Source organism: Halolamina sp. C58 (assembly GCF_051195095.1).
Taxonomy (GTDB): Archaea; Halobacteriota; Halobacteria; order Halobacteriales; family Haloferacaceae; genus Halolamina.
In genome coordinates, this window is record NZ_JBNTJY010000001.1 from 1904860 (window position 1) to 1928866 (window position 24007).

Here is a 24007-nt window from a genome sequence, read left to right on the forward strand (position 1 = left end):
CAAGCCGTAGTTGGCCCCACGACGGTCATAAACCTTCCCAAAGTGCCCGAGAGAACCGTGCGACTCGGGCGCACACGCGCCGCTTCCGAGGGCGTCAGCCGCCGAAAAATCGTCAGCGTGACGGAACGATCGCGGGGGCGGCGTCAGTCCTGTCGGCTGAACTGACGCTCGTGCCCGAACGGCTCGTACTCGCGGCCGCCGCCGTCGAAGAACTTCGAGAAGAACTCGTAGTACTCCAGGCGGACCGCCTGCAGGCCGGCGCTGGTCACACCCAGCGCGAGCACCAGCACGTGGCCCAGCACGAGCACGAGGATGCCGCCGATCAGCGACGCCACGCCGCCGTGCATCAGGCCGCCGAACATGATCTCGGTGACCTCGTGGCCGTGGTACATGTCGCCGACCTCGTAGGCGTGGCCGGTCATGAAGTGCCACGACGCGTTCTCGCCCTCACCGGTGACGGCGACGCCGAAGAAGAACAGGTTGACCGCGAAGGCCATCCCCGCCTTCGCCAGCAGCACCGCCGCGAGTCGGGCGTAGGAGAGCACGTTCACCAGCGCGTCGAAGATCTCGACGAGCTCGGCGGGCGCGCCGAGCCCCAGCAGCAGGGCGCCCAGCAGGAACAGACCGATCCCGGCCTGCCCGACGATCACCGGGAAGCCGCTGAAGCCGAGCGCGAACGCCGCCTTCTCGCCGCTGTCGAACACGGTGAAGATGAACTCCGGCTTCGAGCCGGCGAACCACTTGCTGGCGATGAAGATCCAGAGGCCGTTCATCGCGAAGATCCACGAGAGCTTCTCGACGACTGCCGCCTTCAGCCCGTGGAACTGCAGCTCCTCGAAGAAGCCCAGCACGTAGCCGATGTTGAGGTGGACCAGCGCGGCCATCGCGCTGATCAGGATCCAGCCGGGGACCCAGTAGCTGTACTCGGGGATCAGCCCCTTGTGCAGCGGCGCGTGGCCGCCCCAGACGACCTCACTCACGGTGTGGAGGCCGAAGATCTCGCCGTAGAGGAAGCCGAACACGATCGTCGCCAGCCCCGCCGCGATCGTCACGCCGCCCATGCTCTTGAAGCCGGGACTGTCGTACTGCGTGTAGAGGAACCCGCCGATGGCGGTGTACACCAGCCCGTACCCCACGTCCCCGATCATGAAGCCGAAGAACAGCGGGAACGTCAGGAACAGCAGCGCGGTCGGGTCGAACTCGTCGTAGTTCGGCCGGCCGATCGCCTCGACCAGCACCTCGAACGGCTGGACGAGGCCGTTGTTGTCCTGCACGACCGGCGGCTCGTCCGTCCCGATCGTGGTGCCGCCGTCGGCGACGGCCTCGCCGTGCTCGTGGACCGCCTCGCCGTCGGACTTGAACGCGGCACGCTCGACCTCCTCGACCTCGATCCGGTCGCCGAGCTCGTCTTTCAGCGCCGCGTTGACCGCCTCGTACTCCTCCGTCGGCACCCAGCCCTCGGCGACGAACGTGTTCGCCGTCGTCGCGAACGAGAGCGGCGCCTCGGCCTTCTGGACCTGAATCGAGAGATGCTCCTCGGCGGCCAGCAGGAACTCGGCGTGCTGGCGTCGGATCTCGGCGAGATCGTCCTCGATCTCGGCGATATCGGACTCGATGGCCTGTTTCTCGCTTTCGAGTTCACGGACGTACGACTCCGGGGCGACCGCGGCGTCGGGCACGTCGATCGCCGTGAACGCCGCGCCGACGAGCGCCTCGTCGAGCACGTCCTCGGCGTGCTCGCTGGGGTAGACGAACACCGCGAGCACGTCGCCGCCGGTGAAGATCTCGTACTGTCGGACGCCCTCGGCGTCGAGTAGTTCGCGCTCGACGGAGTCCTCGTCGCCGCGACCCACCGCGACTTCGAGGCTGTCGTACCCCGACAGCAGGTTCAGGTCGATCCCGAGGTCGACGAACGGGCGTGCGGCGTCGAGCTGCTCGTCGATCGCGCGGAGCTCGTCCCGCAGGTCGTCACGCTCGTCGTCGAGATCGTTGACGCGGTCCTGTAGCTCGGGGAGCTCGCTCTCGATCTCTGCTTCGGAGACCGTGCGGCTGGCGTCGACCGACTCGGCGTCGACGTCGAGCATGCTCTTGAGCGAGCGGACGGTCACCAGCTTCTCGGAGGCCTCCTCGGCTTCGGCCTCCGGGTCGCCCGGCTGGAACCCCTCCCACGAGCCGTCGTACTCGGAGACGTCGAGCACGTTCGCGTCGTGGACGACCTCGATAACCGACCCCATCACCTGCTTGGAGCCGGCCACCGAGAGCTTGCTCATCCGCTTAGGCCTGAGCATGCACCGCCTCCTCGAACTGGTCGACCGCGTACTCCACGGCCTCCTCGATGTTGTTTTCGGCCTCCTCGATCAGGGCCTCGCGCTCCTCCTCACCCTCCTCGAGGATCTCCGCTTTCTCCTGCTCGATCTCCTCGCGGGCCGCTTCGAGCCGCTCGGCCTCGAGCTCGTCGGCCTCCTGCTCGGCCTGTTCCCGGATCTCGGTTGCCTCCTCCCGGGCCTCCGCGATGCGTTCTTCCTTCTCCCGGCGAGCCTCCTCGACGATCTCGTCGGCGTCGTCCTCCGCCTCCTTGATCCGATCAAGAACTTCCGGTCTGGGCATTAGCTGATCGGTTCGTGGTTTTTCCGGGGCGTATAAGGTGTTTGCGAAAGCGAGGCGGCCACTACCGGCCGCGAAGCGGGAGCCGTCGCGAAGCGGAGCGGTAATCGTTGCGGAGTGGAGCAGTAGTTGTCGCGGAGCGGTAGTCACCGCGAGCGAGGGCGAAGCCCGAGCGAGCGGGCTTTTGGCATCACCAGAATCGCGGAGCGATTCTGGTTAGCAGCCAGAAGTCAGAGACTTCTGGCGACATGAACGGGTTTTGCGGGGGTCTGGCCGCAGCGGGCGACGGAGTCGCCCGCGAGGACATGCCCCCGCAAAAGAGGTTCAGGTTCCTAGTTGAACTCCTCGATCAGCGCCGGCACCACGTCGAACAGGTCGCCGACGATGCCGTAGTCCGCGATGTCGAAGATCGGCGCGTTGGGGTCGTTGTTGATCGCGATGATCGTCTCCGACCCCTTCATCCCGGCGACGTGCTGAACCGCGCCGGAGATGCCGATCGCGAGGTACACCGTCGGCGTCACCTGCTTCCCGGACTGGCCGACCTGACGGTTCTTGGGCAGCCAGCCGTTGTCGACGATCGGCCGCGACGAGGAGAGCGTCGCGCCCGTCGCGTCACAGAGATCGCGGATGAGGTCGAGGTTCTCCTCCTCCTCGATCCCGCGGCCGATGGAGACGAGGAACTCCGCCTCGCCGATGTCGACGTCGCCGCCGCCGACCTCCTCGAACCCCTGGACGCGGGCGCCGTCGTCGACGCCCGACGCGTCGAACTCGAAGGGAGTGACCTCGGCGTCGCCGGCGCCGTCGGCGGCGGCCCACTCGCCGCCGCGGATGCTGACGACGAACTGGTCGCCCGCTACGTCGACGGTGGTCTCGACCTTCGAGCCGTACATCTCGCGGGTGACGGTCAGCCCGTCGTCGTACGCGATGTCGACCGCGTCGGTCGCGTACGGCAGGCCGAGCGAGTCCGCGACCGCGGGCGCGTAGTCGAGCCCGTTGACCGAGTTCGGCAGCAGCAGCGCGGCCGGGTCGAGTTCGGCGTGGAGCGCCTCCGTCGCGGCCGCGTACGTGTCGTGGTCGAACTCCTCGCCGGCGTCGACGGTGTGGATCGCGTCGACCGCCGGCGTGTTCAGCGACGCCGCGAACTCCTCGACCGCGCCGGAGATCACGGCCACGTGGAGCTCGCCGCCCAGCGCGTCCGCGAGTTCGCGCCCGGCGGAGATCCCCTCGTAACTCACGTCGCGCAGGTCGCCGCGGCGGTGTTCGGCGACGAACAGTACATCGCTCATTCGCCGACCACCCCCTTCTCCCGCAGCACGGCAGCCAACTCCGCGGCGGTCTCCTCGGCACCGCCCTCGAAGATGGTCGCGTCGGACTCGCTCTCGGGTTCGTACATGTCGACCAGTTCGAGCGCGCCGTCGACCGTCTCGGCGTCGAGGCCGAGATCGTTCAGGTCGTGGGGCGCGATCTCCTTCTGCTGGGCCTGTCGGATTCCGCGCAGGCTGGCGTACCGGGGCTCGTTGATCCCGGTCTGGATCGACAGCACCGCCGGGAGGTCGACTTCGGTGATCTCCTCGACGCCGCCCTCCAGTTCGCGTCGAACCGTCGCGACGTCGTCGCCGGCCGCGTAGTCGAGGTCGTTGACGACCGCCGCCCACTGGTAGCCGACGCGGTTCGCGAGCGCGACGCCGGTCGCGCCGAAGGCGTCGTCGGCCGCCTGTACGCCCGTCAACACGAGGTCGGGCTCCTCCTCGGCGACGACCTGCTCGAACACGCTGACCTTGGCGTCCACGTCGAGCAGGGTCTGCTCGGCGATCGCGTCGTCCCAGACGCGGACCGCGCGGTCGGCGCCTTTCGCGAGCGCCATCCGGATCGTCTCCTCGCTGCGCTCGGGGCCGATGGTGGCGGCGACGACTTCCACGTCCTCGTCGGCGGCCTCGGCGATCTGGACCGCCGCCTCGACGGCGTAGTCGTCCCACTCGTTGAGGTCGTACTCGAGGTACCGCTCGTCGATGGACAGCCCGTCGATCTCGAAGTCGTCCTCGACGGCAGCCACCTCCTTGACGGTCACCAGAATCTTCATCGGCTCCAAATTCCCGCGGCCGGGGGTAAATCCTTTCGCTATGCCCCAGCGAACGGGGAGCCGGCGGCTACTCCTCGTCCTCGCCGTCGGGCAGCGAGATCACGTTCTCCCGCCCCAGTCGGAGCTTCTCGACGCTCCCCTCCTCGGCCATCCGGGAGAGCAGCTGGGACACTTTCGCGTCCGACCAGTCGGTCTCCTCGACGATGTCGGCCTGTCGCATCCGCCCGCCGTTCCGTTCGAGCAGCGCCTCGACGCGCTCCTCGTCGGAGAGGAGTTCCGGGTCGACGCCGTCGGCCTCCGACTCCTCGTGCTCGACCTCGGCCTCGTCGGGCGACGGTGGCGAGCTCCCGCCGTTCGCGACCTCGGCGATGGGCTCGCCGCCACGCCAGCGCCACACTGCCAGCACGAGGACGGCGACGAACAGCAGCCCCAACAGCACCGCGACGAGGGGGTCGAAGCCGTCGGCGGGGCCGTTCGGCGAGCCGGGCGACTCGCCCGGTCCGTTGCCCGCTTCCGGGGCGTAGGTGATCGAGAACTCCTGCGGGTCGAACGACTCGGGGCCGACGACGACCAGCGAGTCGTTCTCCTGTCGCGCCTCGATGCTGCTCCGCTGGATCTCGTACCCCGGTGGCGTCCGGATCGCGATCTCCTGGCCGGGTTCGAGCGATCGCAGCCACGTCCCGTCCTCGATCAGCAGCGCGTCACTGAGTTCGTAGCCGTCGTCGACGGGGGCGAGGAAGTTCGTCCAGTGGAACCGGAGGCGGAGCGTCCCGGACTCGTTGCCCACCGTGTAGCCGCGGTCGACGTTCGTGATGTTCATCTCCCGGTCGGCGACCGACGACGAGGCCGCCGCAGCCGACTCGAAGAAGGCGATCCCGGGCGAGCTCGAGACCTCACCGTCAGCGAACCGCTCCGCGTACCGCCGGAACCCCGCCCGCTCCTCGTCGGTGTCGAACGGGATCGTCGTCCGGACCGTCCAGTCGGCGTCGCCGTCGGCCTGCAGGTTCACGTCGAACGTCGTCGTCGCCGCGTCGATGTCGGGCGACTCTTGAGCCACTGCGGCGCCCGAGAGCGCACTGACTAACAGGAGGGCGACGAGGACGTACCGCATGTCCCCAGGGTGACAGCCCCCGGGCAAAACGCTTTCTATCACCCCTCCGACTCGCTCCGGCGAGATTTAAGGGGGAGGCCGCGGTACGGTGGATCGATGAGGTCCCTCGCGCTGCTTTCGGTGCTCGCCCTCTCCCTCGCGCTCGTGGCGCCGGCCGGCGTCGGCGCGGTCGGCACATCCGTCGACACCGCGGTGACGGACGACCTCCGGGACGATATCGGCGCGACGCCGACGGACGGGTCCGGAACCAACGGCGCAGTGACGCCCGCACAGGTCGACGCGCCGACGAACGGGAGCAATCAGACGCGGGTGCTCGTCGTGCCCGACGGCGCGGTCCAGCGGACCGAGATCGACGGCGCGACGCTGAACCTCGGCCCGGCGACCCAGTTCAACAGCAACGTCAGCGCCGTCGAGATCGAAACCGCCGCCATCGTCGAGTACGTCCGGGCCGCCGAGGACGACAGCGAGCGAAGCCGACGCATCATCCAAGCCTCCTCGACCGTCGAGACGGAGATCATCACGCTGCGAGACCGCCAGCAGGAGGCGATCGAGGCGTTCAACGACGGCGAGCTTACCCCCGAGGAGTTCGTGGTCGAGCTCGCGACCATCTCGGCGAAGGCCGACGCGCTCGAAGCGCGGATGGTGCGGCTGACCGACCTCGCCGAGGAGATCGACGGGTTCAGCCTCTCGCGGCCGACGGAGATCCAGTACGAACTGCGCACGTTCGGCGGCCCCGTCCGCGAACGAGCCGTCAACGCGATCCGGGGCACCGCCGGGCCGACGCAGTTCTTCGTCACCACCGGCCCCGAGGGGTACGAGCTGGCGACCGTCGACGACGGCAGCTACTACCGCGAGGCGTACCGCGGCGCGGAGTACTCGGGAACCACTGACGCGACGATCGGTCCCGACGAGGCGAGCGAGATAGTGGAAGCAAGCTACCCCGATATATTCAGGCTCGGGGACACCTCTGCGACCACCTCCGGAACGATCAGCATCGTGACGGTCACCGGACCGGAACGGTCACTGACGGCGTTCGTCGACGGCGGCGAAGAAGCCGTGTTCAAGGAGTACCAGCGGTTCGCGCTCGACCAGTACGACTCGAACGCCGTCGCCTCGAACACGATCAACGGGATCAACGTCACCGTCAACCGCACGTACCCGGGCGGGCCGCTCCGGATCAGCGTCACCGACGCCGAGTCGGGCGACCCGATCGACCTCGCGATCACGCTGAGTCAAGGGCAGGCCGAGCGGACCGCAGTCGGTCGGACCGGCGAGGACGGCACGCTCTGGGCCATCTCCCCGCGCGGGAGCTACACCGTCCTCGCGGTGGGCGACGAGACGACCGCGGCGTACGTCGAGACGAACTCGACCGCCCCGCCGACGCTCGACGCCTGAGCCGAGAGTTGAAGTAGGGGAGCGCGGCCAACCCCGTCGTGCTCCCTGCACTCCCCTCGCCGGCGGACACCGACCGCGCGGTCTCGCCGGCGCTCGGTGCGGTCGTGCTCGTCGGGATCACCGTCGCGGTCGCGGCCGTCGTCGGAACCGCGCTTCTCGGACAGGCGACCGCGCTGGCCGGGCCGTCGGCGACGGCGACGTTCGACCTCGCGGCCGAGGGCGACCGGATCACGATCAGCCACGCGGGCGGCGATCCGATCGAGCTCGACGCGCTCCGGGTCGAGATCGGCGTCGACGGCGAGAAGCTGACCCACCAGCCGCCGGTGCCGTTCTTCGCCGCCGAGGGGTTCCACGGGGGGCCGAGCGGCGCGTTCAACCCCGAGACCGACGACGAGTGGAGCGTCGGCGAGACGGCGACGCTCCGGGTCGCGGCGACGAACGATCCGGCGCTCGAACCGGGCGCGCGGCTGACCGTCGAACTGTTTCACGGCGGGAAACGGATCGCATCGCTCTCGACACGGGTGAACTGAGAAGCGGGAGCGACGAGTCTGGCTACTCCTCGGGCACCGTCGCGATCGTGACGATCGCCCGCGGGCTTCCGGGGTTGGCCTGCATCACGACGTGTTCGCGCTCGGGGAAGCCGGCCTCGCTGAACATGCGGTCGGCCTCGTCGGCGTCGTAGAACAGCATGATCGCGTCGGCAATCTTGTGGAACAGGCTGTTGCTCGGCTCGTCGGGGCCGACGATCAGGACGGTGCCGCCGGGCTTGGTGACGCGACGGGCCTCCTCGATGGCGTCGACGGGGTTGGGCCAGTACTCGATCGAGCCGGAGGACCAGTAGTGGTCGAAGCTGTCGTCCGCGAACGGGAGGCGTTCGGCGTCGCCGCGGTAGAACTTTACTTGGTCGGTCTTCCCGAACTTCGCCCACGCCTTCTCGAGCTGGTGGACGCTCTGATCCAGCCCGTGCACGTCGTCGGTGTGCTGGAGCAGCCCCTCAGTGCCGAACCCGGTGCCACAGCCCACATCGAGCACGCGGTCGCCCTGTTCGATCCCGGTCCGGGAGAGCGCCTCGTCGCGCATCTCCTCGTTCCAGACGAGGGGGTTGACCGTGTCGTACACCTTCGAGAGGTACTTGTAGAAAGTCCGTGCCCGAGCTTTGTCCTCCAGAACTCCCATTGGCCCCGTCTTGGCGCGGGCGGGCCATAATGCTGCGGTTTTCCGGAGCGGCGGGATCGGTGGCTATCGTCACGTACTTGGGCGATCCTCCCCGAGATAGCCGTAATGGAGACGCTCGACCGTCGGGTGGAACTCGTCGACGAGCGCCTGTCGGCGCTTGTCGAGTCGGTGGAGCCCCCCGAGCTGGCCGAGCGGCTGTCTCACGTCACGCTGTCGGGCGGGAAGCGCGTCCGGCCGGCAGTGACGCTGCTGGCCTGCGAGGCTGCCGGCGGCGACCCCGAGGAGGCCGTCGACTTCGCCGTCGGGATCGAACTGGTACACAACGCCTCGCTGGTCGTCGACGACATCATCGACCGGTCGGATATCCGCCGCGGCACTCCCAGCGCGTGGGCGGAGTACGGCTACGGCCCGGCGATCGTCGCGAGCGACGGCCTGCTCGGCGAAGCGTTCGCGCTGTTCTCCGCCGACGAGCACGCGATGGGCGTCGTCGCCGAGGCGATGGTCGAGCTCGGCGAGGGGGAGGCGACCGAGCTCGTCTCCGAGCCCGAAAACGAGAGCGAGTACATGGAGCTGGCGCGCCGGAAGACGGGCGCGCTGTTCCGTGCGGCGGCCGAAGTTGGCGCCATCGCCGCCGGCGCCGACGGGTTCACCGTCGAGTCGATGGGCGAGTACGCCGAGCGCGTCGGCGTCGCGTTCCAGATGCGCGACGACGTGTTGGACGCCACCGGCGACGCCGCCGATCTGGGCAAGCCCGCCGGGCAGGACGCCGAGATGGACCGACCCTCGCTGATCCAGGTGACCGACCTCACGGCCGAGGAGGCCGACGACCGGGCCCGCGAGGAGGCCGACCGCGCGCTCGACGCGCTGGCGACGGCGACCGTCGAGGACGGCGAAGCGCGGGAGTACCTCGAACAGCTGGCGGAGTACGTCGTCAGCCGGGAGCGTTAGGCCGCCTCCGCGCTCGCCGGGAAACGGTTCTCCGCGATCGCGAACGTGAGCGTGCTCAACACGCCGAGTAGCGTTCCCGCCGTCAGCGCCAGCGCGAGGTCGGTGATCGCCATCGCGCCCTCGCCGGGGAGGAAAAATCCCGAGACGGCGTCGAGCACGACGCTGATCGCGAGCACGTAGAACGGCGCGTTGAGGTAGCGCCAGCGGAACGCGCCGTCGAGGTACTCGTCGGTGACCTGCCCGAGGCTGGAGGTGACGCCCGCGGCCGCGAACCAGCTCACCGCGGCGTGGACGAACACCGCGGCCTGGGTCGGCAGCTGGACCGAGGACGCCCCCTCGGTCACCGCCCCGTACCCCTGCCAGCCGCCGATCGCGACCAGCGCGACCGCGACGACGTAGGTGATCAGCGTCACCCGGCCGGCGTACAGCAGCTGGCGGAGCTCCTCGACCGCGTCGTCGACCGCCTCCTCCAGCCCCAGCCCGCGGAACAGGGTGTAGAGCCCGAGGACCCCGGAGAGCACGCCGAGCACCGAGACCCCGGCGACGTCGAACGCGTTGGCGACCAACACCATCGGGTAGACCAGCAGGAGGACGCCCAGCGGGACGAGCAGCGTCCCGCGGGTCTCCTTGTCGCCGAGCACCTGCTTGATCGTGTAGTAGATCGACTCCAGGTCCTGCGCCTGCCGGACGACGACGCGCCGCAGGCCGTCGATCGGCACCCGGGAGCGGATCACCGGGAGCACGGACTCGTCCTGTGCGCCGTCGGTGATGACGACCGCGCGGACGTTCTCGCCGGTCGAGAGCGCCGCGAGCACGGTGTCGACCTCCTCGCCCACCGCGCGGTTGGCCTTCACGTCGCTCCCGTCCAACCCCGTGACGGCGGCGACCGCGACCTCCTCGCCCTCGCCGGCGAGCTCGTCGCGGGTGTGGATCGCCTGGAACAGCACGTTCACGTCGGAGTCCTCGGGATCGGCGGTCGCGAGCCGCGTGGCCGCGTCCTCGACGTCCTCCCTGCCCAGTACGGGCGTCGAGAGCCCGGTCTTGCGACCGAGGTCGTCGTCGAGGTCGACCGCGAGGACCAACAGCATCACGGGGGCATACGACGCGGGGCCATATCTGTTTTCGGGAGGTGGGTACGCTTATGCTACGGGACGCCCTGCCCGTCGGTATGGTCCCCGAGTCCCCGCAGTCGTCCGGTTCCCCGCCGCTGTCCTGGGTGGTCACACCCGAGACGAACCGCTGGCTCGGCCTGCTCGCCTACGGGCTGTACGCACCGCTGGGCGCGATCGCGCTCGTGCTCGCCGTCGGTGGTGTCGCGTTCTCCCTCGTCGCGGTCCGGGAGGGCTCGATCGGACTCCTGCTCCTGCTCGGCGTCGCCGCGGTCGTGGCGCTCGCCCGGCCGCCGGTGCTGGCGGCGATCCGGAGCGACGAGGTCGACACGTCGCCGCGGGACGACGGCTGGCAGCCGAGTTGGTGGGGCGTGCTCGCCGCGTCGGCGCTCTGTGGCGCCGCGATGCTGGCCGCTTCCCTGCACTCGCGAGTCGCGATGGGCGCCGTCGCCGTCGGGAGCGTCGCGGCGGGGCTCCTCGCGATGGCGCTGTCGACCGAAGGGGCGATCGACGGGGATCTCCGACTCGAGACACAGTACACCGCGGTGGATCTGCGGACGCTCTCCGGCGTCCGGTCGGTCGGCGTTGGAGGAACGACGATCCTCCTGCTCTCGTACGCCCGCGGCGCCGACGGGTTCCGGAACCCTCGCGTGCTCGCGGTCCCGCGCGATCGGGCGAGCGTGGTTCGCGAACGCCTCGACGCCGGTGTCGCCGCCGACCCCGAAGCCGACCCGATCGGTCGCGCCGAACGGGCGGTCGTCGCGCTGGTCGCGCTCGGCGTGCTGGCAACGGGCCCGGGGCTCGCCCTGCTCGTCGGCGACACCCCGGAGGGCGGGATGCTCGTCGTGGCGTACGCCGGCGCGTTCTCGCTGCTGTTCGCGGCGCCGATGCTGTGGTACGCGTGGAAGGGGTGAGCTACGGTCGCGGCGGTCGGCACCTGTTCCCGCAGCGATATACGCCCGCGAGCCCACCGTCGACGTAACGATGTCGAGTTCCACGGATCCGCTTCCGCCGGAGACACGTATCGGCCGCACCGCGCTCCGCGTCGACGATCTCGCGGAGACCACCGCGTTCTACCGGGACGTCGTGGGACTCGAAACGCTCTCCGAGTCGTCGTCGCGGACAGTCCTCGGCGCCGCCGATACCCCGCTCCTCGTTCTCGATTCGGACGGCGACCTCTCTCCGCGGCCCCGTGAGAGCGCCGGACTGTACCACAACGCGTTCCGGGTGCCGTCGCGCGCGGCGCTGGGCGACGCGCTGACCCGGATTCGGGACCGGTGGGAGCTGGACGGCGCCTCGGACCACCGCGTCAGCGAGGCGCTGTACCTCTCGGACCCGGAGGGGAACGGCGTCGAGATCTACCGCGACTTCCCGCGTGCGGAGTGGCCCCGGGGCGACGACGGACGCGTCGAGATGGGCACCGATCCGCTCGACCTCGACGCCGTCGCGAGCGCTGCCGCGGGGGAGTCGACGGTTCCCGAGGGGACGGACGTGGGCCACGTCCACCTGGAAGTGCGTTCGATCGAGGCGTTCGCGGAGTTCTACATCGACACGGTGGGGTTCGAACAGCAGAGCACGGTGCGAGGGGCGACGTTCGTCTCCGCGGGCGGCTACCACCACCACCTCGGCGCGAACACGTGGCAGCGTCGGTCGGCGCCGGCGGCGGACGCAGGGCTGTCGTGGTTCGAGGTCGTGCTCCCGGACGACGACGCGCTCGACGCACTCCGGGACCGCCTCGCTGGGAGCCGATACGAGCCGACAGCGATCGACGGCGCCGTCGCCGTCACGGGGCCGGACGGGATCGAGGTGCGGTTCCGGGCCGAAGAGTGACCGCCGCGTCGGCCGGGGCGAGTCCGTGAGACGCCGGCACACGGCCGCACCGTGCCGTTTTTGGGGCTCGGCCGGGTAGCGAGGGTAACTGATGATCTCGAAGGGCTGTGAACAGTGCGCCAAGGGCGGCAAGATGGTGATGTTCGTCTACGGCTACTGTGACCAGCGGGACTGCTTCTACTGTCCCCTCGGCGAGAACCGGAAGAACGTCGAGCAGGTGTACGCCAACGAGCGGCCCGTCGAGAGCGACGAGGACGTGATCGCGGAGGCGAAGAAGATGGACGCGCTCGGCTCCTCCATCACCGGCGGCGAGCCACAGGAAGTGCTCGAGCGGACCTGCCACTACATCGAACTGCTCAAAGACGAGTTCGGCGAGGACCACCACATCCACCTCTACACCGGGATCCCGGGCGGCCGGGAGAACATGCGCCGGCTCGCGGAGGCGGGGTTGGACGAGATCCGCTTCCACCCGCCGCTGGAACTGTGGGGCGACATGCACGGCACGGAGTGGGAGGAGATCCTCTACATCGCCCGCGAGGAGGGGCTCACCCCGGCGTTCGAGATCCCCGGCATCCGGCCCGAGCCGGAGTTCCTCGAGTTCCTCGACGAGGGCGCCGCCGAGTTCTGTAACGTCAACGAGTTCGAGATGTCCGACGGGAACTACCGCCGGATGCAGGAGGAGGGGTTCGAGCGCAAGGAGGGCCACATGAGCGCCGTCGAGGACTCCCGCGGCGACATCCTCGACGTGATGGGGGATCACGAGAAGGTGTACTTCTGCACCTCGGTGTTCAAAGACGCCGCCCAGCACCGCCGCCGGCTGAAGCGGATGGCCCGGAACGTCCGCCGGGAGTTCGACGACGTGACCGACGACGGGACGCTCGTCTACGGCAAGAGCTACGCCGAGCCCGAGCGCTTCGAGGAGCTGGGCGTGCCCGAGGAGTACTACACGGTGAAGTCCGACCACGTCGAGGTGGCGTGGTGGCTGCTGGAGGAGATGGTCGAGGACGGCGACGTGGACGACGGCGAGATCGTCGAGCAGTACCCCAACTACGACGGGACCGTTGTGGAGCGAACGCCGCTGGCCTGATTCTGGAGCGGATTTGTCGGGCACAGTCTCTTGGTTTCGCGTGTTTTCGACAGCTACGGCGACCGCGACGGCGACGAAATCTCGATCGTTGGCAACTGAAACAGCAACCGCACCAGCAGCTCGTTCGTAGACCACTTGTGACCGCAGAGTGCCGAGCACGAGGCTCGGCACAGCACCGAATCCCCACCCCTCCCCCCGCGCTCGCCGACCGTCGGCGAGCGCGAGGCGTCCACCGCCACCGCACCGCGGTCGCGGTGGCGCGCGACGTGAGCGCCTCCGTGCGCGAACGAGCGCGCGAGGGACGACTGAGTGAACGGAGTGAACGAAGGAGTCGGCTGGGGAGGTCTGTGGGCTGTGCCGTGGGCGGGACTGAAAGGGGCTGCCCGCTCGGCGACGGTGGCCGACGCAAGCACCGCAGGGAGCGGAGCGACCGAGGAGCGCAGCGAGGCCCCCAAGCCGAGCGGGCAGGGGCTTTCACGGTGTTGCCGACCACTTCCTGAAACCTCCATAGAGCCACCTGTCAACCCAGCACCGCCCACACAGTCCAAACACCCCACCCATCGCTCGTAAACCGTTAAGTGGTCACCGACGCCACATCGAGCCATGACCGGGGACCCCGACGGCATGCTCTCGTGGGACGAGTCCGTGTTCCGCGACGAGTCCGTCTTCGAAGTCGACTACGTCCCCGAGACGTTCAAACACCGCGAGAGCCAGCTGGAGAGCCTGAAGTACGCGCTCCGGCCCGCCGTCCGGGGCTCCCGCCCGCTCAACACCGTGATCCGCGGGCCGCCGGGCACGGGCAAGACCACCGCGGTCCAGAAGCTGTTCGGCGAGCTCGGCGTCGAGGCGCCGAACGTCCGGACCGTCCGCGTGAACTGTCAGGTCGACTCGACGCGGTACGCGGTGTTCTCGCGGCTGTTCCAGAGCGTGTTCGACTACGAGCCGCCCTCCTCCGGCGTCTCCTTCAAGAAGCTGTTCGAGCAGGTGACCGACCGCCTCGTCGAGGAGGAGGAGGTGCTCATCGTCGCGCTCGACGACGTGAACTACCTGTTCTACGAGAACGAGGCCTCCGACACGCTGTACTCGCTGCTGCGCGCCCACGAGACCCACACCGGCGCGCGCATCGGCGTCGTCGTGGTCTCCTCGGACCTCTCGCTGTCGGTGATGGACGAGCTCGACTCCCGGGTCCAGAGCGTGTTCCGGCCCGAGGACATCTTCTTCCCGTCCTACGACGCCCCCGAGATCGTGGACATCCTCCGGGAACGGGTCGAGCGCGGCTTCCACGACAACGTGCTCTCGGCGCCCGAACTCGACCGGGTCGCCGAACTCACCGCCGAGAGCGGCGACCTCCGGGTCGGGATCGACCTGCTGCGCCGCGCCGGCCTCAACGCCGAGATGCGCGGCTCGCGAACGATCGCGGAGGAGGACATCGAGGAGGCGTACGAGCGCTCGAAGTACGTCCACCTCGCGCGCAGCCTCCGGGAGCTCTCCGACTCCGAGCGCGCGCTGGTCCGGGTCGTCGCCGAACACGGCGGCGAGCAGGCCGGCGACGTGTACGACGCGTTCCACGAGGAGACCGACCTCGGCTACACGCGCTACTCCGAGATCGTCAAGAAGCTCGAACAGCTCGGCGTGCTGGAGACCGAGTACGCTGACGTGGAGGGCCGCGGGCGCTCGCGCTCGCTCTCGCTGGCGTACGAGCCCGAAGCGGTGTTGGACCGGCTCGAAGACGAATAGCGATCGCGGCGCGCGAGCAGCGCCGACGGGTCTTTTTCCCCTCGAGTCGAACGCCGGCGCATGAAGCAGACCGGCGGCGGCGAGGACGCGAAGCGACGCGCGGGGGAGTCGGCGGCCGAGATCCCCGACGACGGCGACGTGGTCGGGCTCGGAACGGGCAGCACCGCCGCCCACGCGATCCGTGCGCTGGGCGATCGCGTCGACGCCGGGCTCGACGTCCGCGGGATTCCCACTTCGTTCCAGTCCCGTGAACTGGCCCGCGAGGTCGGCGTTCCCCTGACGGATCTCGACGAGTCACTGCCGGACGTGGCGATCGACGGCGCCGACGAGGTCGCGGCCGGGGGGGCGCTCGTCAAGGGCGGCGGCGCGGCGCACGCACGGGAGAAGCTGGTCGACAGCGCCGCCGACCGCTTCGTCGTCGTCGCCGACCCGACCAAGGAGGCGGACCGGCTCTCACACCCCGTCCCGGTCGAACTGCTGCCGGACGCACGAGCCCCGGTCGCCGACGCCGTCCGGTCGATCGGCGGCGAGCCCGAACTCCGAACGGCCGAGCGCAAGGACGGCCCTGTCGTCACCGACAACGGGAACCTCGTCCTCGACTGCGCGTTCGGCGAGATCGACGACCCGGAGGCGCTCGCACGGGCGCTGTCGGCCGTCCCCGGCGTCGTCGAACACGGGCTGTTCGTCGGACTGGCGGACGAGCTCCACGTCGGGAGCGACGACGGCGTCGAGATCACGTCGTACTGACGGCGGCGCCGCTACTCGGTTGGGTCGCGAAAAACGGAAACCGAACGACTGCTACCGGATTTAAAGGTCGCGCGGCTGGACCGTCTTTCGGTCGTTCTCCTCGGCTCGGCGAGCGGCGTCGTCGAGCAGCTCCTCGACTTCCTCGTCCAGGGCGTCGTAGAAGTCCGAAGCGACGTTCTTCTCATCGAGGTACTCCTTGACGGCGGCCTTGACGATAAGGTTGGACATGTGCGTCCCATGCTACTCGACCCCTCTTAATAAGATTTCCCAAATCGACCGAAGGGACCGCGCCACGGCCCGAAATCAGGACATTTAGGTGTGGCGGTCCACCGCTCGATCGGCGTCGTCGCGCCGACACGATCGGGGCCGAAAACCGGGAGATACGACCGGCGCGAACTGAACGAAACCGGGGGACGACGCCCGGAGCCGTTCGTTTCACGCCGTCGGGGTGAGAATACCCATAAACCTATTGACCCGTGGGTTGCGTACCCACAATCGCCGGTACCGGTGGATACCGGACAACCGATGTCACGCTGTGACCACTGCGGGTCACACGTCTCCGAGCGATTCGCCCGCGTGTTCGCCGACGAGGAGGGCCGGCTCGACGCCTGTCCCTCGTGTGCCGCGAACGCCGGCATCGCGGAGGTCGCCCGGGACCGGACCCGTACCGAAACCCACTGACGGGGTATCGCCACACGACCGCCACGTTCCCGGCGTGGTACGGCGCCGCGCCGGCCCCCGACCCGCTCCCACTTTTGGGCCGCTTCGGACCGGACCGCTTAGGCGCCCGGCACCGCTGGGACGACCGTGCACTACGTCTACGTACTCTCGTGTGCGGACGACACGCTGTACACGGGGTACACCACCGACGTGGCTCGGCGCGTCGCCGAGCACGACGCCGGCGAGGGTGCGAAGTACACTCGGGGCCGGACCCCGGTCGAGCCCGTCCACGTCGAGTGCTTCGAGACCAAGTCGGCGGCGATGTCCCGCGAACACGAGATCAAACAGCTCTCCCGGGCCGAGAAGGAGCGGTTAGTCGAATCGTCGCCGACGCCGGAACTGGAGTGAGACGCCGCCGTCGGATGGTAGACGGCCCGTCACCACTCGGGCTCGTCCTCGATGCCGAGGAACGCCGGCGCGCGCCGGGCGTACGTGCCGACGCGGTAGCCGAGCGTGCAGGTCCGAGCACGGAGATCGTCGTCGACGAACGCGTACGCGGCGTCGGCACCGATCTCGTCCGGGTCGGGCTCCCGACGGCGCTCCGCGAACCGACTGCTGGCGTTCCGTAGCCCGACTTGGGTGGGCAGCACCCAGCCGTGGACGCCGCGGACGGTGGTGCGCATGTCGTTGAGCGTGTCGGCGATCGTGCCGCCGCCGGCGGTGACCAGCAGCCCCACGACCGTCTCCTCGTACTCGTCGAAGCTACAGTAGTCGTGGAAGTTCCGGAACGCCGCGGAGTAGGAGCTGTGGTAGACGGGGGTGCCGAGGAGCACGCCGTCGGCCGCGCGAACGCGCGCGAGCAGTTCCGCGGCGTCGCCCGCGGCGGCGGTGTCGCGGTCCGGATCGTACAACGGCAGGTCGACCGCCGCGAGGTCGATCAGCTCGGTTTCGACGCCCGCGGCCGCCGCGGCGTCCAACGCGTACTGGAGGGCGGCCTTCGTGTAACTCCCGTCGCGGAGGCTGCCGCTGACGGCGACGACTCGGGTCATGTGAACGCGTTTCAGGACACCCGCCCAAAAGGGGGTCGAAACGCCGCGGCGCGACGCTTCCCTTTTTGAGGCCGACCCACCAACCACGACCCATGACCGACCCCACCGACGCCATCCAGTTCGGCACCGACGGCTGGCGGGCCACCCTCGACACGTTCACCGACGACCGCGTGCGCATCGTCGCACAGGGCGTCGCCGACTACCTCCGCGAGGAAGGCGTCGACGCCCCGGTCGTCGTCGGCTACGACGCCCGGCCCTCCTCGCCGGGGTTCGCCGAGAGCGTCGCCGACGTGCTCACCGACAACGGGTTCGACGTGATCCTGCCCGAGCGGGACGTCCCCACGCCGACCGCGGTGTGGAACGCCGTCGACCGGGACTGTGCGGGCGCCGTGATCATCTCGGCCTCCCACAACCCTCCGGAGTACAACGGGATCAAGTACTTCCCCGGCGACGGCGCGCCGGCGATGCCCGAGGTTACGGACCGCATCGAGGCGAACCTCGGCGAGCCCGAGGCGCTCCCGGAGGGCGAACGCGGCGCCGTCGTCCGCGACGACCTCGTGACTCCCCACGCCGACGCGGTCGCGGAGCTGGTGGCGTCGTACGGGTTCAGCACCGAGAACGGCGCCGTCGACCTCTCGGGGCTCACCGTCGCCTACGACGCGATGCACGGCTCCGGCCGGGGGGTGACCGACGCCGTTCTGGAGGAGGCCGGCGCCGAGATCCAGCGCCTGCGGTGTGACGAGGATCCCGAGTTCGGCGGCGGCGCGCCCGAGCCCGCCGAGTCGAACCTCCACGCGCTCGCCGATCACGTCGTCGACGGCGACGCGGACATCGGGATCGCGAACGACGGCGATTCGGACCGCATCGCCGTGATCACGCCGGCGGGCTACCTCGGGGAGAACCGCTTCTTCGCCGCGACGTACGACGCGCTGCTGGAGAACGAGTCGGGGCCGGCGGTCCGGACGGTCTCCACGACGTTCCTGATCGACCGCGTCGCCGAGGCCCACGGCGAGCGCGTGGTCGAGACCGCGGTCGGCTTCAAGTGGGTCGCCGACGCGATGGGCGAACACGACGCGCTGATGGGCGGCGAGGAGTCCGGCGGCTTCTCGATCCGCGGCCACGTCCGGGAGAAAGACGGCGTCCTGATGGCGCTGCTGGCCTGCGCGATCGAGGCCGAGGAGCCGTACGACGACCGGATCGAGCGCCTCGAAGCCGAGCACGGCGGGATCGTCGCCGACAAGGTCAGCCTCGACTGCCCCGACTCGGAGAAGGAACGCGTCCTCGACGATCTCGAAGACGAGATCCCCGACGCGGTCGCGGGCGTCCCGGTCGAGCGGACCGTCACCGTCGACGGCTTCAAACTCCTCTGCGAGGACGGCTCGTGGCTGCTCGTGCGTCCCTCCGGTACCGAGCCCAAGCTCCGGGTGTACGCGGAGGCGTCGACGGCCGCCCGCGTCGAGGCGGTGCTCGACGCCGGTCGGGAGCTGGTCGCACCGCTGATCTGACGGCAGCGGCCGACGCTCGGCTGCGCCGAGATATCTCGGCTCACGGAAACGCTATCTTCGGTCGTTCCGTTGACACCAGCATGGCACTCAGCGCGCGAAACGCCGTCTCCGGCACCGTCCAGTCAGTGAAGAAAGACGAGATCATGGCGGAGGTCGTGATCGAGCTCCCCGACGGACAGACGATCACGTCCACGATCACGCGGGGCTCGGCCGACCGGCTCGACCTCGAAGCGGGCGACGAAGTCGAGGCCGTGATCAAGGCCAGCGAAGTGATGGTCGGGAAGCAGTAAGCGCCGATCAGGGGTGCCGGACGCCCCAGAACCGACTCCCCTCCTGCTCGACTTCGAAGCCGAGATCCTTCCAGAACCCGCGGACGCCGGCGCGGAAGTCGGCGGTGACGGTGCCGTCCTCGTCGGCCACCGCCGCCTCGATCAGCGCCGAGCCGATCCCCTCCCCCCGGCGCTTCCGCCGGACGGCGACGCCCTCGATGTGCCCGTCCCGGAGCACCAGCGCGCCGACGATCCAGTCGCCGGCCTCGGCGAGCAACAGTTCGCCCTCGGGGGCGGCGTCCCGAACCGTCGAGCCGTCGATGTCGAGTAGCGCGCCCTGCAGCACCCGCATCGCGGCGACCACGTCGTCGTCGGTCCCCCGCCGGAGTTCCACGTCCTCGGGGAGGTCGACGCTCTCCGGCGCCGGGAGCGGGCGCTGGGGCTTCGGCGGGCGCTCACCGTCGAGCAGTTCCGCCCCCTCGTCGGGGGTCGACGCGTCCCCGGAGCGTGTCTCGGTCGCGGTCGATCCCCCGTTCGTCGCGCCGGGGTCGGCGGGCCGGGTGTCGTCGGCTGAACGCGGCGGCACGCGGTCGACAGTCGGCGGTTCGGACGACTGCTCGTTCTCGACGGGAGGGGCGGCTTCGCTGGCGGCGTGTTCCTCCGTGTCGCCGGCGTCGAGCGTGGCCGCGTGGTCGATCGCGTCGAGGATCTCGTCGATCCGGGGGCGATCGGTCCGGGAGTCGCCGCGGTGGGCGTACGTCTCGATGGGGTCGCTCCAGCGGAGATCCAGCAGGACAACCGCGGGCATCCGGCCGATCACGTCGTGGAGCTTGCCGAGCAGGCCGAACCGGGTGGGCTGGTCGTAGCGGTCGCCGAGTTCGGTGTCGGGGTCGGCGACGACGGGGAACGGGAGGTGGTACTGCTTCTGCCACTCCGCCGCCGTCTCGCGGTCCTCCGGGAGCACCGACACCACCTCGGCGTCGCGGGCCTCGAACTCGTCGTAGCGTTTCTTCACGCGTCGGACCTGCTGGCGGCACTCGCTGCAGTAGAAGTCGCGGTGGAGGAGCAACACGGCGAAATCCGCCTCCAGCTCCCCGAGTGAGAGCGGGTCGGGGCCGGGCCCGACGTTCGGCAGCACGAACCCGCTGTTCATGGTGGGACGTGGAGCCGAGAGTACAAAACGCCGACGCCCGCCCGATACCGGGTTCAGCCGCCGGCAATCAGCCGCAGCACGCGCACGTGGTCGGTTTCGACGGGGGCGTCCTCCGGGACCGGCGAGTCGTCGACGAGGACGGTCACCTCGTGGGGGCTGTAGCCGATTTCGCGGACGACCGCGGCGTAGTCGGCGTCGTCGGCGACGGTGACGGTGCGTTCGTCCTCGCCGACGACCTCGACCGTTAGCTGCATGGGTTTGGGTGGGTGGGGAGTGGGTTTGAGGGTTGTCCTCCTGAAGGGCGTCTGGTTCTGGTAGATTCGGTAACTGCTCTGGGATAGGGAACACCACCGTGAAAGCCCCTGCTCGCTCGGCTCCCGCGGCTCGCTGCGCTCCTCACTTCGCTGCGGTGCTTACGTCGCCGGGGTTCGCCGAGCGAGCAGCCCCTTTCAGTCCCGCCCACCGCAGTGCGCCGGACACGAGGTCCGGCGCAGCCCCGACTCCCCACCCCTCCCCCCGCGGCCGTCGACCGTCGACGGCCGCGAGGCGTCCACCGCCACCGCACCGCCGCGGCTGTCGGCGCGAAACGGGCGCGGCCTCGTGCCGCGTCATCAGAAATCTCCGATTTCTGATTGGCAGACGAGAGCCTGCGGCTCTCGTCGACGCCTCAGCGCGAGGGACGAGTGAGCGACTGAAAGGAGCGAACGAGTCGGTTGGGGAGGCGTGTGGGCTGTTCGGGCGGGACTGAAAGGGGCGAGGCGCTGGGCGACGGCGGGCGACGCAAGGACCGCAGGCGAGCGGAGCGAGCCGAGGACCGTGGTTCGAAAGACGCCTCCGGCGTCTTTCGTCATCACGAGAGGGCTTCGCTCTCTCGAACGACAGCGAGCCCCCCGAGCCCAGCGCCTCGGGGCTTTCACGGTGTTCTCCGTCGACATTGCGACCCTGGAGACCACTCGAACCAAAACGAATCGCAATCGGGTCCGGTCCGTTTATGCCCCGGCCGCGCCCCTCTCTACCCATGAGCGAGGCCGACGCCGAGGACGCCGGCGAGAGCACGGGGCGGGAGATCTGGATCGAGAAGTACCGCCCGCAGACGCTCGACGACATCCACGGGCAGGAGGAGACGATCGAGCGCGTGAAGAGCTACGTCGAGGGCGGCGAACTCCCCCACATGCTGTTCACCGGCCCGGCGGGCGTCGGGAAGACGACGACCGCGACCGCGATCGCCCGCGAGATCTACGGCGACGACTGGCGCGGGAACTTCCTCGAACTCAACGCCTCCGACGAGCGCGGGATCGACGTGGTCCGGGACCGCATCAAGAACTTCGCGCGCTCGGCCTTTGGGGGAGAAGACTACCGGATCATCTTCCTCGACGAAGCCGACTCCCTCACCTCCGACGCCCAGTCCGCCCTGCGCCGGACGATGGAGCAGTTCTCGGACAACACCCGCTTCATCCTCTCCTGTAACTACTCCTCGAAGATCATCGACCCGATCCAGTCCCGCTGTGCCGTGTTCCGCTTCTCCCCCCTCTCGGACGACGCCGTCGCCGGACAGATCCGGGAGATCGCCGAGGCCGAGGACATCGAGATCACCGACGAGGGGCTCGACGCGCTCGTCTACGCCGCCAACGGCGACATGCGCCGCGCGATCAACAACCTCCAAGCGGCAGCGACGACCGGCGACGTGGTGGACGAGGAGGCGGTCTATACGGTCACCGCGACCGCCCGGCCCGAGGAGGTCGAGGAGATGGTCGCCGCCGCCGTCGCCGGCGACTTCCCGAAGGCCCGCGCGACGCTCGACACCCTGCTGACCGACGTGGGGATGGCCGGCGGCGACATCGTCGACCAGCTCCACCGGTCGGCGTGGGAGTTCGACCTCGACGACCGCGCGGTCGTGCGGCTGCTCGAACGCCTCGGCGAGGCCGACTACCGGATCGCCGAGGGCGCGAACGAGCAAGTGCAGTTGGAAGCGCTGCTGGCGGCGCTGTCGCTGGACGACGAGGAGTAGCGGGGCGACGAAAAGTCGTCGCTGTCGCGGTTGCGGAAGGACACCAACTAGTCACCGCGAGCGAGGGCGAAGCCCGAGCGAGCGGCCTTTTTGGTCGAGCTTTTTCGAGGAGCGGTGCGCCGGAGGCGCACCCGACGACGAAAAAGGTCGGGTCCGAAGTGCTTATTCACACTCCTCCGGAAGCCCGGGGTATGCAGCCGATCCACGCCCGCTACCCGTTCTTCGACGCGGCCCGGGAGGCCGTCGGGGAGCTGGGCGCCTCGGTGCCCGAACTCGCCGAGTCGGGCGACCCGGCCGTCGAGCGCGGCCGGGAGCGCGTCGAGCGCGCGCTGACCGAGGGAACTACCGCGCCCGCCGAGCCGGGGCGGTGGAGCGACGAGGCCGAACTGCTCTCCTATCCCGTCGCGCGCGTGCTCGTCTCGCTGCTGTCGGAGGAGAAAGCCGTCGAGAAGTACGCCGCCGCGGAGGCGTCGACGGCCGCCGCCCGCTTCGCCGAGGACGTGACCAGCGGCGACGACGGCCTGCGCAGCACGACCGACGCCTCGGTGTCGCTGCCGCAGATCCTCCGGGAGTTCGACCTCGACGGCGCGGTCCGGGAGGAACGGCTCGCCGGCGCGGAGCGGAACCGCAGCGCGGGCGCGACCGATCGCGACTGGTACCGCGTCGCGGTCGAGCGGTACCTCCTGCTCAGCGACGACTGGGGGGAGGAGTGGCGGCTGGTGAACCGCGAGCTCGCCGATGGCGAGGTGCGAGTCCAGCGCGGCGAACTGTACGGCAGCGACGGCGAGGGGCTGCTCGTCGAGGCCGTTCGCCGCCGCGTGGCGGCGGGGCTGCCGTTCGATCTCGGCGACGACCGCCGGGACGCGCTGGAGGACGCGCTCGCGGCGCCGCTGTCGGCGCTGCGGGACCTGCTCGGCGAGCGCGTGAGCGTCCGGGACATCGACGCCGTGGTGCCCGACCTGTTCCCGGACTGTCTCGACGAGCTACTGACCCGGGCCGAGACCGAGCCGCTGGACGACACCGAGTCGTTCGCGCTCCTCTCCTTCCTTGCCGCGATCGGGCTCGACGCCGACGGCGCGGCGGCGTTCTGTGCCGACACGACGCTCGAGGAGGCGCAGGTTCGCTACGCGGTCGAGCGACTCGGGGAGAAACGCGGCGCGCAGTACCCGCCGCCGTCGTGCGAGACGCTCGAAGCCTACGGGATCTGTACGAACCAGAACGGCCACCGCGAGCGCGCGAACCACCCGCTCGTGCTGTACCGCGAGCGACTGCGGGAGATGCCGCCGGAGGAGCGCGTCGACTGGCGCGATCGGGAGCCGGCTCAGTCCTGACTCGCGAAGTACAGCCCCAGTGCCCCCATGAGGAGGATGAACCCGGTCAGTGCGCCCACCATCGCGAGGCCGCCGGTCGCGGAGAGTCCCTCGTCGACACCGAAAGTCGTGCCGACGACGACGAACGAGACGATGAACAGGACGACGGCGGCGATCGAGAGCACGATCTTCCGCCCCATGCCCTCCTCGATATCCATACCCCGGAGTC

26 protein-coding genes are annotated in these 24007 nt (G+C 69.6%); 14 read left to right on the plus strand and 12 right to left on the minus strand.

What is annotated here, in order from left to right; translation table 11 throughout:
* Positions 1–143: 143 nt before the first annotated feature.
* From ACQUSM_RS09995 to ACQUSM_RS10015, 5 genes are all read right to left on the minus strand, one after another.
* Positions 144–2288 (minus strand): V-type ATP synthase subunit I, encoded by a 2145-nt coding sequence (locus ACQUSM_RS09995; protein ID WP_435118136.1) that lies wholly within the window; start codon positions 2286–2288, stop codon positions 144–146.
* Positions 2275–2607, minus strand: coding sequence for an ATP synthase archaeal subunit H (gene ahaH / locus ACQUSM_RS10000; RefSeq protein ID WP_435118137.1), 333 nt, complete (start codon positions 2605–2607; stop codon positions 2275–2277). Before ahaH ends, ACQUSM_RS09995 begins: the two co-directional genes overlap by 14 nt.
* A 329-nt stretch (positions 2608–2936) precedes the next feature.
* On the minus strand, positions 2937–3890 hold the full coding sequence (locus ACQUSM_RS10005) for an electron transfer flavoprotein subunit alpha/FixB family protein (RefSeq protein ID WP_435118138.1): 954 nt from the start codon (positions 3888–3890) through the stop codon (positions 2937–2939).
* Positions 3887–4684, minus strand: coding sequence for an electron transfer flavoprotein subunit beta/FixA family protein (locus ACQUSM_RS10010; RefSeq protein ID WP_435118139.1), 798 nt, complete (start codon positions 4682–4684; stop codon positions 3887–3889). The genes ACQUSM_RS10005 and ACQUSM_RS10010 overlap by 4 nt, the downstream gene beginning before the upstream one ends.
* Before the next feature lie 67 nt (positions 4685–4751).
* Complete coding sequence (locus ACQUSM_RS10015; protein WP_435118140.1) at positions 4752–5795, minus strand: helix-turn-helix transcriptional regulator; 1044 nt, start codon at positions 5793–5795, stop codon at positions 4752–4754.
* A 96-nt stretch (positions 5796–5891) separates the two neighbouring features.
* Here ACQUSM_RS10015 and ACQUSM_RS10020 point away from each other — a divergent pair, with 96 nt between their 5' ends.
* Together ACQUSM_RS10020 and ACQUSM_RS10025 are read left to right on the plus strand one after the other, a co-directional pair.
* Positions 5892–7190, plus strand: a complete 1299-nt coding sequence (locus ACQUSM_RS10020) for a DUF7096 domain-containing protein (protein WP_435118141.1) — start codon at positions 5892–5894, stop codon at positions 7188–7190.
* Between the two features lie 38 nt (positions 7191–7228).
* Positions 7229–7720: a type IV pilin gene (locus ACQUSM_RS10025; protein ID WP_435118142.1), complete on the plus strand. Its 492-nt coding sequence runs from the start codon at positions 7229–7231 to the stop codon at positions 7718–7720.
* A 22-nt stretch (positions 7721–7742) separates the two neighbouring features.
* Here ACQUSM_RS10025 and ACQUSM_RS10030 read toward each other — a convergent pair whose 3' ends face one another.
* On the minus strand, positions 7743–8366 hold the full coding sequence (locus tag ACQUSM_RS10030; protein ID WP_435118143.1) for a methyltransferase domain-containing protein: 624 nt from the start codon (positions 8364–8366) through the stop codon (positions 7743–7745).
* A gap of 105 nt (positions 8367–8471) precedes the next feature.
* On the opposite strand from ACQUSM_RS10030, the gene ACQUSM_RS10035 reads away from it, so the two are divergent.
* The gene (locus ACQUSM_RS10035) at positions 8472–9314 is read left to right on the plus strand and encodes a polyprenyl synthetase family protein (RefSeq protein ID WP_435118144.1); all 843 of its coding nucleotides are present in this window, start codon (positions 8472–8474) and stop codon (positions 9312–9314) included.
* Here ACQUSM_RS10035 and ACQUSM_RS10040 read toward each other — a convergent pair.
* The gene (locus ACQUSM_RS10040) at positions 9311–10402 is read right to left on the minus strand and encodes a DUF373 family protein (protein WP_435118145.1); all 1092 of its coding nucleotides are present in this window, start codon (positions 10400–10402) and stop codon (positions 9311–9313) included. The genes ACQUSM_RS10035 and ACQUSM_RS10040 overlap by 4 nt on opposite strands.
* A gap of 80 nt (positions 10403–10482) precedes the next feature.
* Between ACQUSM_RS10040 and ACQUSM_RS10045 the strand changes: the two genes are divergently transcribed.
* The 5 genes from ACQUSM_RS10045 (at position 10483) to rpiA (ending at position 15824) form a co-directional block, all read left to right on the plus strand.
* Positions 10483–11337 carry a hypothetical protein gene (locus tag ACQUSM_RS10045; protein ID WP_435118146.1) on the plus strand — a complete coding sequence of 285 codons (855 nt, stop codon included), beginning with the start codon at positions 10483–10485 and terminating at the stop codon, positions 11335–11337.
* 70 nt (positions 11338–11407) lie between these two features.
* Positions 11408–12253, plus strand: coding sequence for a VOC family protein (locus ACQUSM_RS10050; RefSeq protein ID WP_435118147.1), 846 nt, complete (start codon positions 11408–11410; stop codon positions 12251–12253).
* Between the two features lie 91 nt (positions 12254–12344).
* The gene (locus ACQUSM_RS10055) at positions 12345–13340 is read left to right on the plus strand and encodes a radical SAM protein (protein WP_435118148.1); all 996 of its coding nucleotides are present in this window, start codon (positions 12345–12347) and stop codon (positions 13338–13340) included.
* A 603-nt stretch (positions 13341–13943) separates the two neighbouring features.
* Entirely contained in the window at positions 13944–15077 is a 1134-nt protein-coding gene (locus tag ACQUSM_RS10060) for an ORC1-type DNA replication protein (RefSeq protein WP_435118149.1), read from the plus strand.
* 60 nt (positions 15078–15137) lie between these two features.
* Positions 15138–15824, plus strand: coding sequence for a ribose-5-phosphate isomerase RpiA (gene rpiA / locus ACQUSM_RS10065; protein ID WP_435118150.1), 687 nt, complete (start codon positions 15138–15140; stop codon positions 15822–15824).
* A 60-nt stretch (positions 15825–15884) separates the two neighbouring features.
* Here the strand turns inward: rpiA and ACQUSM_RS10070 are convergent, their stop codons facing one another.
* The gene (locus ACQUSM_RS10070; protein WP_053946871.1) at positions 15885–16052 is read right to left on the minus strand and encodes a DUF1931 family protein; all 168 of its coding nucleotides are present in this window, start codon (positions 16050–16052) and stop codon (positions 15885–15887) included.
* A 297-nt stretch (positions 16053–16349) separates the two neighbouring features.
* Here ACQUSM_RS10070 and ACQUSM_RS10075 point away from each other — a divergent pair, with 297 nt between their 5' ends.
* The gene (locus ACQUSM_RS10075) at positions 16350–16505 is read left to right on the plus strand and encodes a DUF7563 family protein (RefSeq protein WP_176330522.1); all 156 of its coding nucleotides are present in this window, start codon (positions 16350–16352) and stop codon (positions 16503–16505) included.
* A 126-nt stretch (positions 16506–16631) separates the two neighbouring features.
* Positions 16632–16892, plus strand: a complete 261-nt coding sequence (locus ACQUSM_RS10080; protein WP_435118151.1) for a GIY-YIG nuclease family protein — start codon at positions 16632–16634, stop codon at positions 16890–16892.
* Positions 16893–16921: 29 nt separating this feature from the next.
* Here ACQUSM_RS10080 and ACQUSM_RS10085 read toward each other — a convergent pair whose 3' ends face one another.
* Entirely contained in the window at positions 16922–17533 is a 612-nt protein-coding gene (locus tag ACQUSM_RS10085; protein ID WP_435118152.1) for an NADPH-dependent FMN reductase, read from the minus strand.
* A gap of 92 nt (positions 17534–17625) precedes the next feature.
* Between ACQUSM_RS10085 and ACQUSM_RS10090 the strand changes: the two genes are divergently transcribed.
* Positions 17626–19038, plus strand: a complete 1413-nt coding sequence (locus ACQUSM_RS10090; protein WP_435118153.1) for a phosphoglucomutase/phosphomannomutase family protein — start codon at positions 17626–17628, stop codon at positions 19036–19038.
* Between the two features lie 80 nt (positions 19039–19118).
* Positions 19119–19328, plus strand: a complete 210-nt coding sequence (locus ACQUSM_RS10095) for a TOBE domain-containing protein (protein ID WP_435118154.1) — start codon at positions 19119–19121, stop codon at positions 19326–19328.
* A gap of 7 nt (positions 19329–19335) precedes the next feature.
* Here the strand turns inward: ACQUSM_RS10095 and ACQUSM_RS10100 are convergent, their stop codons facing one another.
* Both ACQUSM_RS10100 and samp2 read right to left on the minus strand, forming a co-directional pair.
* Positions 19336–20460: a GNAT family N-acetyltransferase gene (locus ACQUSM_RS10100; RefSeq protein ID WP_435118155.1), complete on the minus strand. Its 1125-nt coding sequence runs from the start codon at positions 20458–20460 to the stop codon at positions 19336–19338.
* A 53-nt stretch (positions 20461–20513) separates the two neighbouring features.
* Positions 20514–20714 carry a ubiquitin-like small modifier protein SAMP2 gene (gene samp2 / locus ACQUSM_RS10105; RefSeq protein ID WP_435118157.1) on the minus strand — a complete coding sequence of 67 codons (201 nt, stop codon included), beginning with the start codon at positions 20712–20714 and terminating at the stop codon, positions 20514–20516.
* Positions 20715–21478: 764 nt separating this feature from the next.
* On the opposite strand from samp2, the gene ACQUSM_RS10110 reads away from it, so the two are divergent.
* Together ACQUSM_RS10110 and ACQUSM_RS10115 are read left to right on the plus strand one after the other, a co-directional pair.
* Positions 21479–22468 carry a replication factor C small subunit gene (locus tag ACQUSM_RS10110; RefSeq protein ID WP_435118158.1) on the plus strand — a complete coding sequence of 330 codons (990 nt, stop codon included), beginning with the start codon at positions 21479–21481 and terminating at the stop codon, positions 22466–22468.
* Between the two features lie 191 nt (positions 22469–22659).
* Positions 22660–23799: a DNA primase gene (locus tag ACQUSM_RS10115; protein WP_435118159.1), complete on the plus strand. Its 1140-nt coding sequence runs from the start codon at positions 22660–22662 to the stop codon at positions 23797–23799.
* On the opposite strand, the gene ACQUSM_RS10120 is transcribed toward ACQUSM_RS10115, so the two are convergent.
* Complete coding sequence (locus tag ACQUSM_RS10120; RefSeq protein ID WP_435118160.1) at positions 23790–23996, minus strand: DUF7472 family protein; 207 nt, start codon at positions 23994–23996, stop codon at positions 23790–23792. The two genes, ACQUSM_RS10115 and ACQUSM_RS10120, sit on opposite strands and share 10 nt — an antisense overlap.
* Between the last annotated feature and the right edge of the window lie 11 nt (positions 23997–24007).

What these genes read in the sequence shown, in the direction of transcription:
- ACQUSM_RS10120 (WP_435118160.1), bottom strand. Translation starts at nt 23,996, where the DNA reads ATGGATATCGAGGAGGGCATGGGGCGGAAGATCGTGCTCTCGATCGCC.
- ACQUSM_RS10100 (WP_435118155.1), bottom strand. Translation starts at nt 20,460, where the DNA reads ATGAACAGCGGGTTCGTGCTGCCGAACGTCGGGCCCGGCCCCGACCCG.
- ACQUSM_RS10075 (WP_176330522.1), top strand. Translation starts at nt 16,350, where the DNA reads ATGTCACGCTGTGACCACTGCGGGTCACACGTCTCCGAGCGATTCGCC.
- ACQUSM_RS10070 (WP_053946871.1), bottom strand. Translation starts at nt 16,052, where the DNA reads ATGTCCAACCTTATCGTCAAGGCCGCCGTCAAGGAGTACCTCGATGAG.
- ACQUSM_RS10005 (WP_435118138.1), bottom strand. Translation starts at nt 3,890, where the DNA reads ATGAGCGATGTACTGTTCGTCGCCGAACACCGCCGCGGCGACCTGCGC.
- ACQUSM_RS10045 (WP_435118146.1), top strand. Translation starts at nt 10,483, where the DNA reads ATGGTCCCCGAGTCCCCGCAGTCGTCCGGTTCCCCGCCGCTGTCCTGG.
- ACQUSM_RS10050 (WP_435118147.1), top strand. Translation starts at nt 11,408, where the DNA reads ATGTCGAGTTCCACGGATCCGCTTCCGCCGGAGACACGTATCGGCCGC.
- ACQUSM_RS10020 (WP_435118141.1), top strand. Translation starts at nt 5,892, where the DNA reads ATGAGGTCCCTCGCGCTGCTTTCGGTGCTCGCCCTCTCCCTCGCGCTC.
- ACQUSM_RS10110 (WP_435118158.1), top strand. Translation starts at nt 21,479, where the DNA reads ATGAGCGAGGCCGACGCCGAGGACGCCGGCGAGAGCACGGGGCGGGAG.
- rpiA (WP_435118150.1), top strand. Translation starts at nt 15,138, where the DNA reads ATGAAGCAGACCGGCGGCGGCGAGGACGCGAAGCGACGCGCGGGGGAG.
- ACQUSM_RS10060 (WP_435118149.1), top strand. Translation starts at nt 13,944, where the DNA reads ATGACCGGGGACCCCGACGGCATGCTCTCGTGGGACGAGTCCGTGTTC.
- ahaH (WP_435118137.1), bottom strand. Translation starts at nt 2,607, where the DNA reads ATGCCCAGACCGGAAGTTCTTGATCGGATCAAGGAGGCGGAGGACGAC.
- ACQUSM_RS10055 (WP_435118148.1), top strand. Translation starts at nt 12,345, where the DNA reads ATGATCTCGAAGGGCTGTGAACAGTGCGCCAAGGGCGGCAAGATGGTG.
- ACQUSM_RS10030 (WP_435118143.1), bottom strand. Translation starts at nt 8,366, where the DNA reads ATGGGAGTTCTGGAGGACAAAGCTCGGGCACGGACTTTCTACAAGTAC.
- ACQUSM_RS10035 (WP_435118144.1), top strand. Translation starts at nt 8,472, where the DNA reads ATGGAGACGCTCGACCGTCGGGTGGAACTCGTCGACGAGCGCCTGTCG.
- ACQUSM_RS10085 (WP_435118152.1), bottom strand. Translation starts at nt 17,533, where the DNA reads ATGACCCGAGTCGTCGCCGTCAGCGGCAGCCTCCGCGACGGGAGTTAC.
- ACQUSM_RS10090 (WP_435118153.1), top strand. Translation starts at nt 17,626, where the DNA reads ATGACCGACCCCACCGACGCCATCCAGTTCGGCACCGACGGCTGGCGG.
- samp2 (WP_435118157.1), bottom strand. Translation starts at nt 20,714, where the DNA reads ATGCAGCTAACGGTCGAGGTCGTCGGCGAGGACGAACGCACCGTCACC.
- ACQUSM_RS10010 (WP_435118139.1), bottom strand. Translation starts at nt 4,684, where the DNA reads ATGAAGATTCTGGTGACCGTCAAGGAGGTGGCTGCCGTCGAGGACGAC.
- ACQUSM_RS09995 (WP_435118136.1), bottom strand. Translation starts at nt 2,288, where the DNA reads ATGCTCAGGCCTAAGCGGATGAGCAAGCTCTCGGTGGCCGGCTCCAAG.
- ACQUSM_RS10095 (WP_435118154.1), top strand. Translation starts at nt 19,119, where the DNA reads ATGGCACTCAGCGCGCGAAACGCCGTCTCCGGCACCGTCCAGTCAGTG.
- ACQUSM_RS10115 (WP_435118159.1), top strand. Translation starts at nt 22,660, where the DNA reads ATGCAGCCGATCCACGCCCGCTACCCGTTCTTCGACGCGGCCCGGGAG.
- ACQUSM_RS10015 (WP_435118140.1), bottom strand. Translation starts at nt 5,795, where the DNA reads ATGCGGTACGTCCTCGTCGCCCTCCTGTTAGTCAGTGCGCTCTCGGGC.
- ACQUSM_RS10040 (WP_435118145.1), bottom strand. Translation starts at nt 10,402, where the DNA reads ATGCTGTTGGTCCTCGCGGTCGACCTCGACGACGACCTCGGTCGCAAG.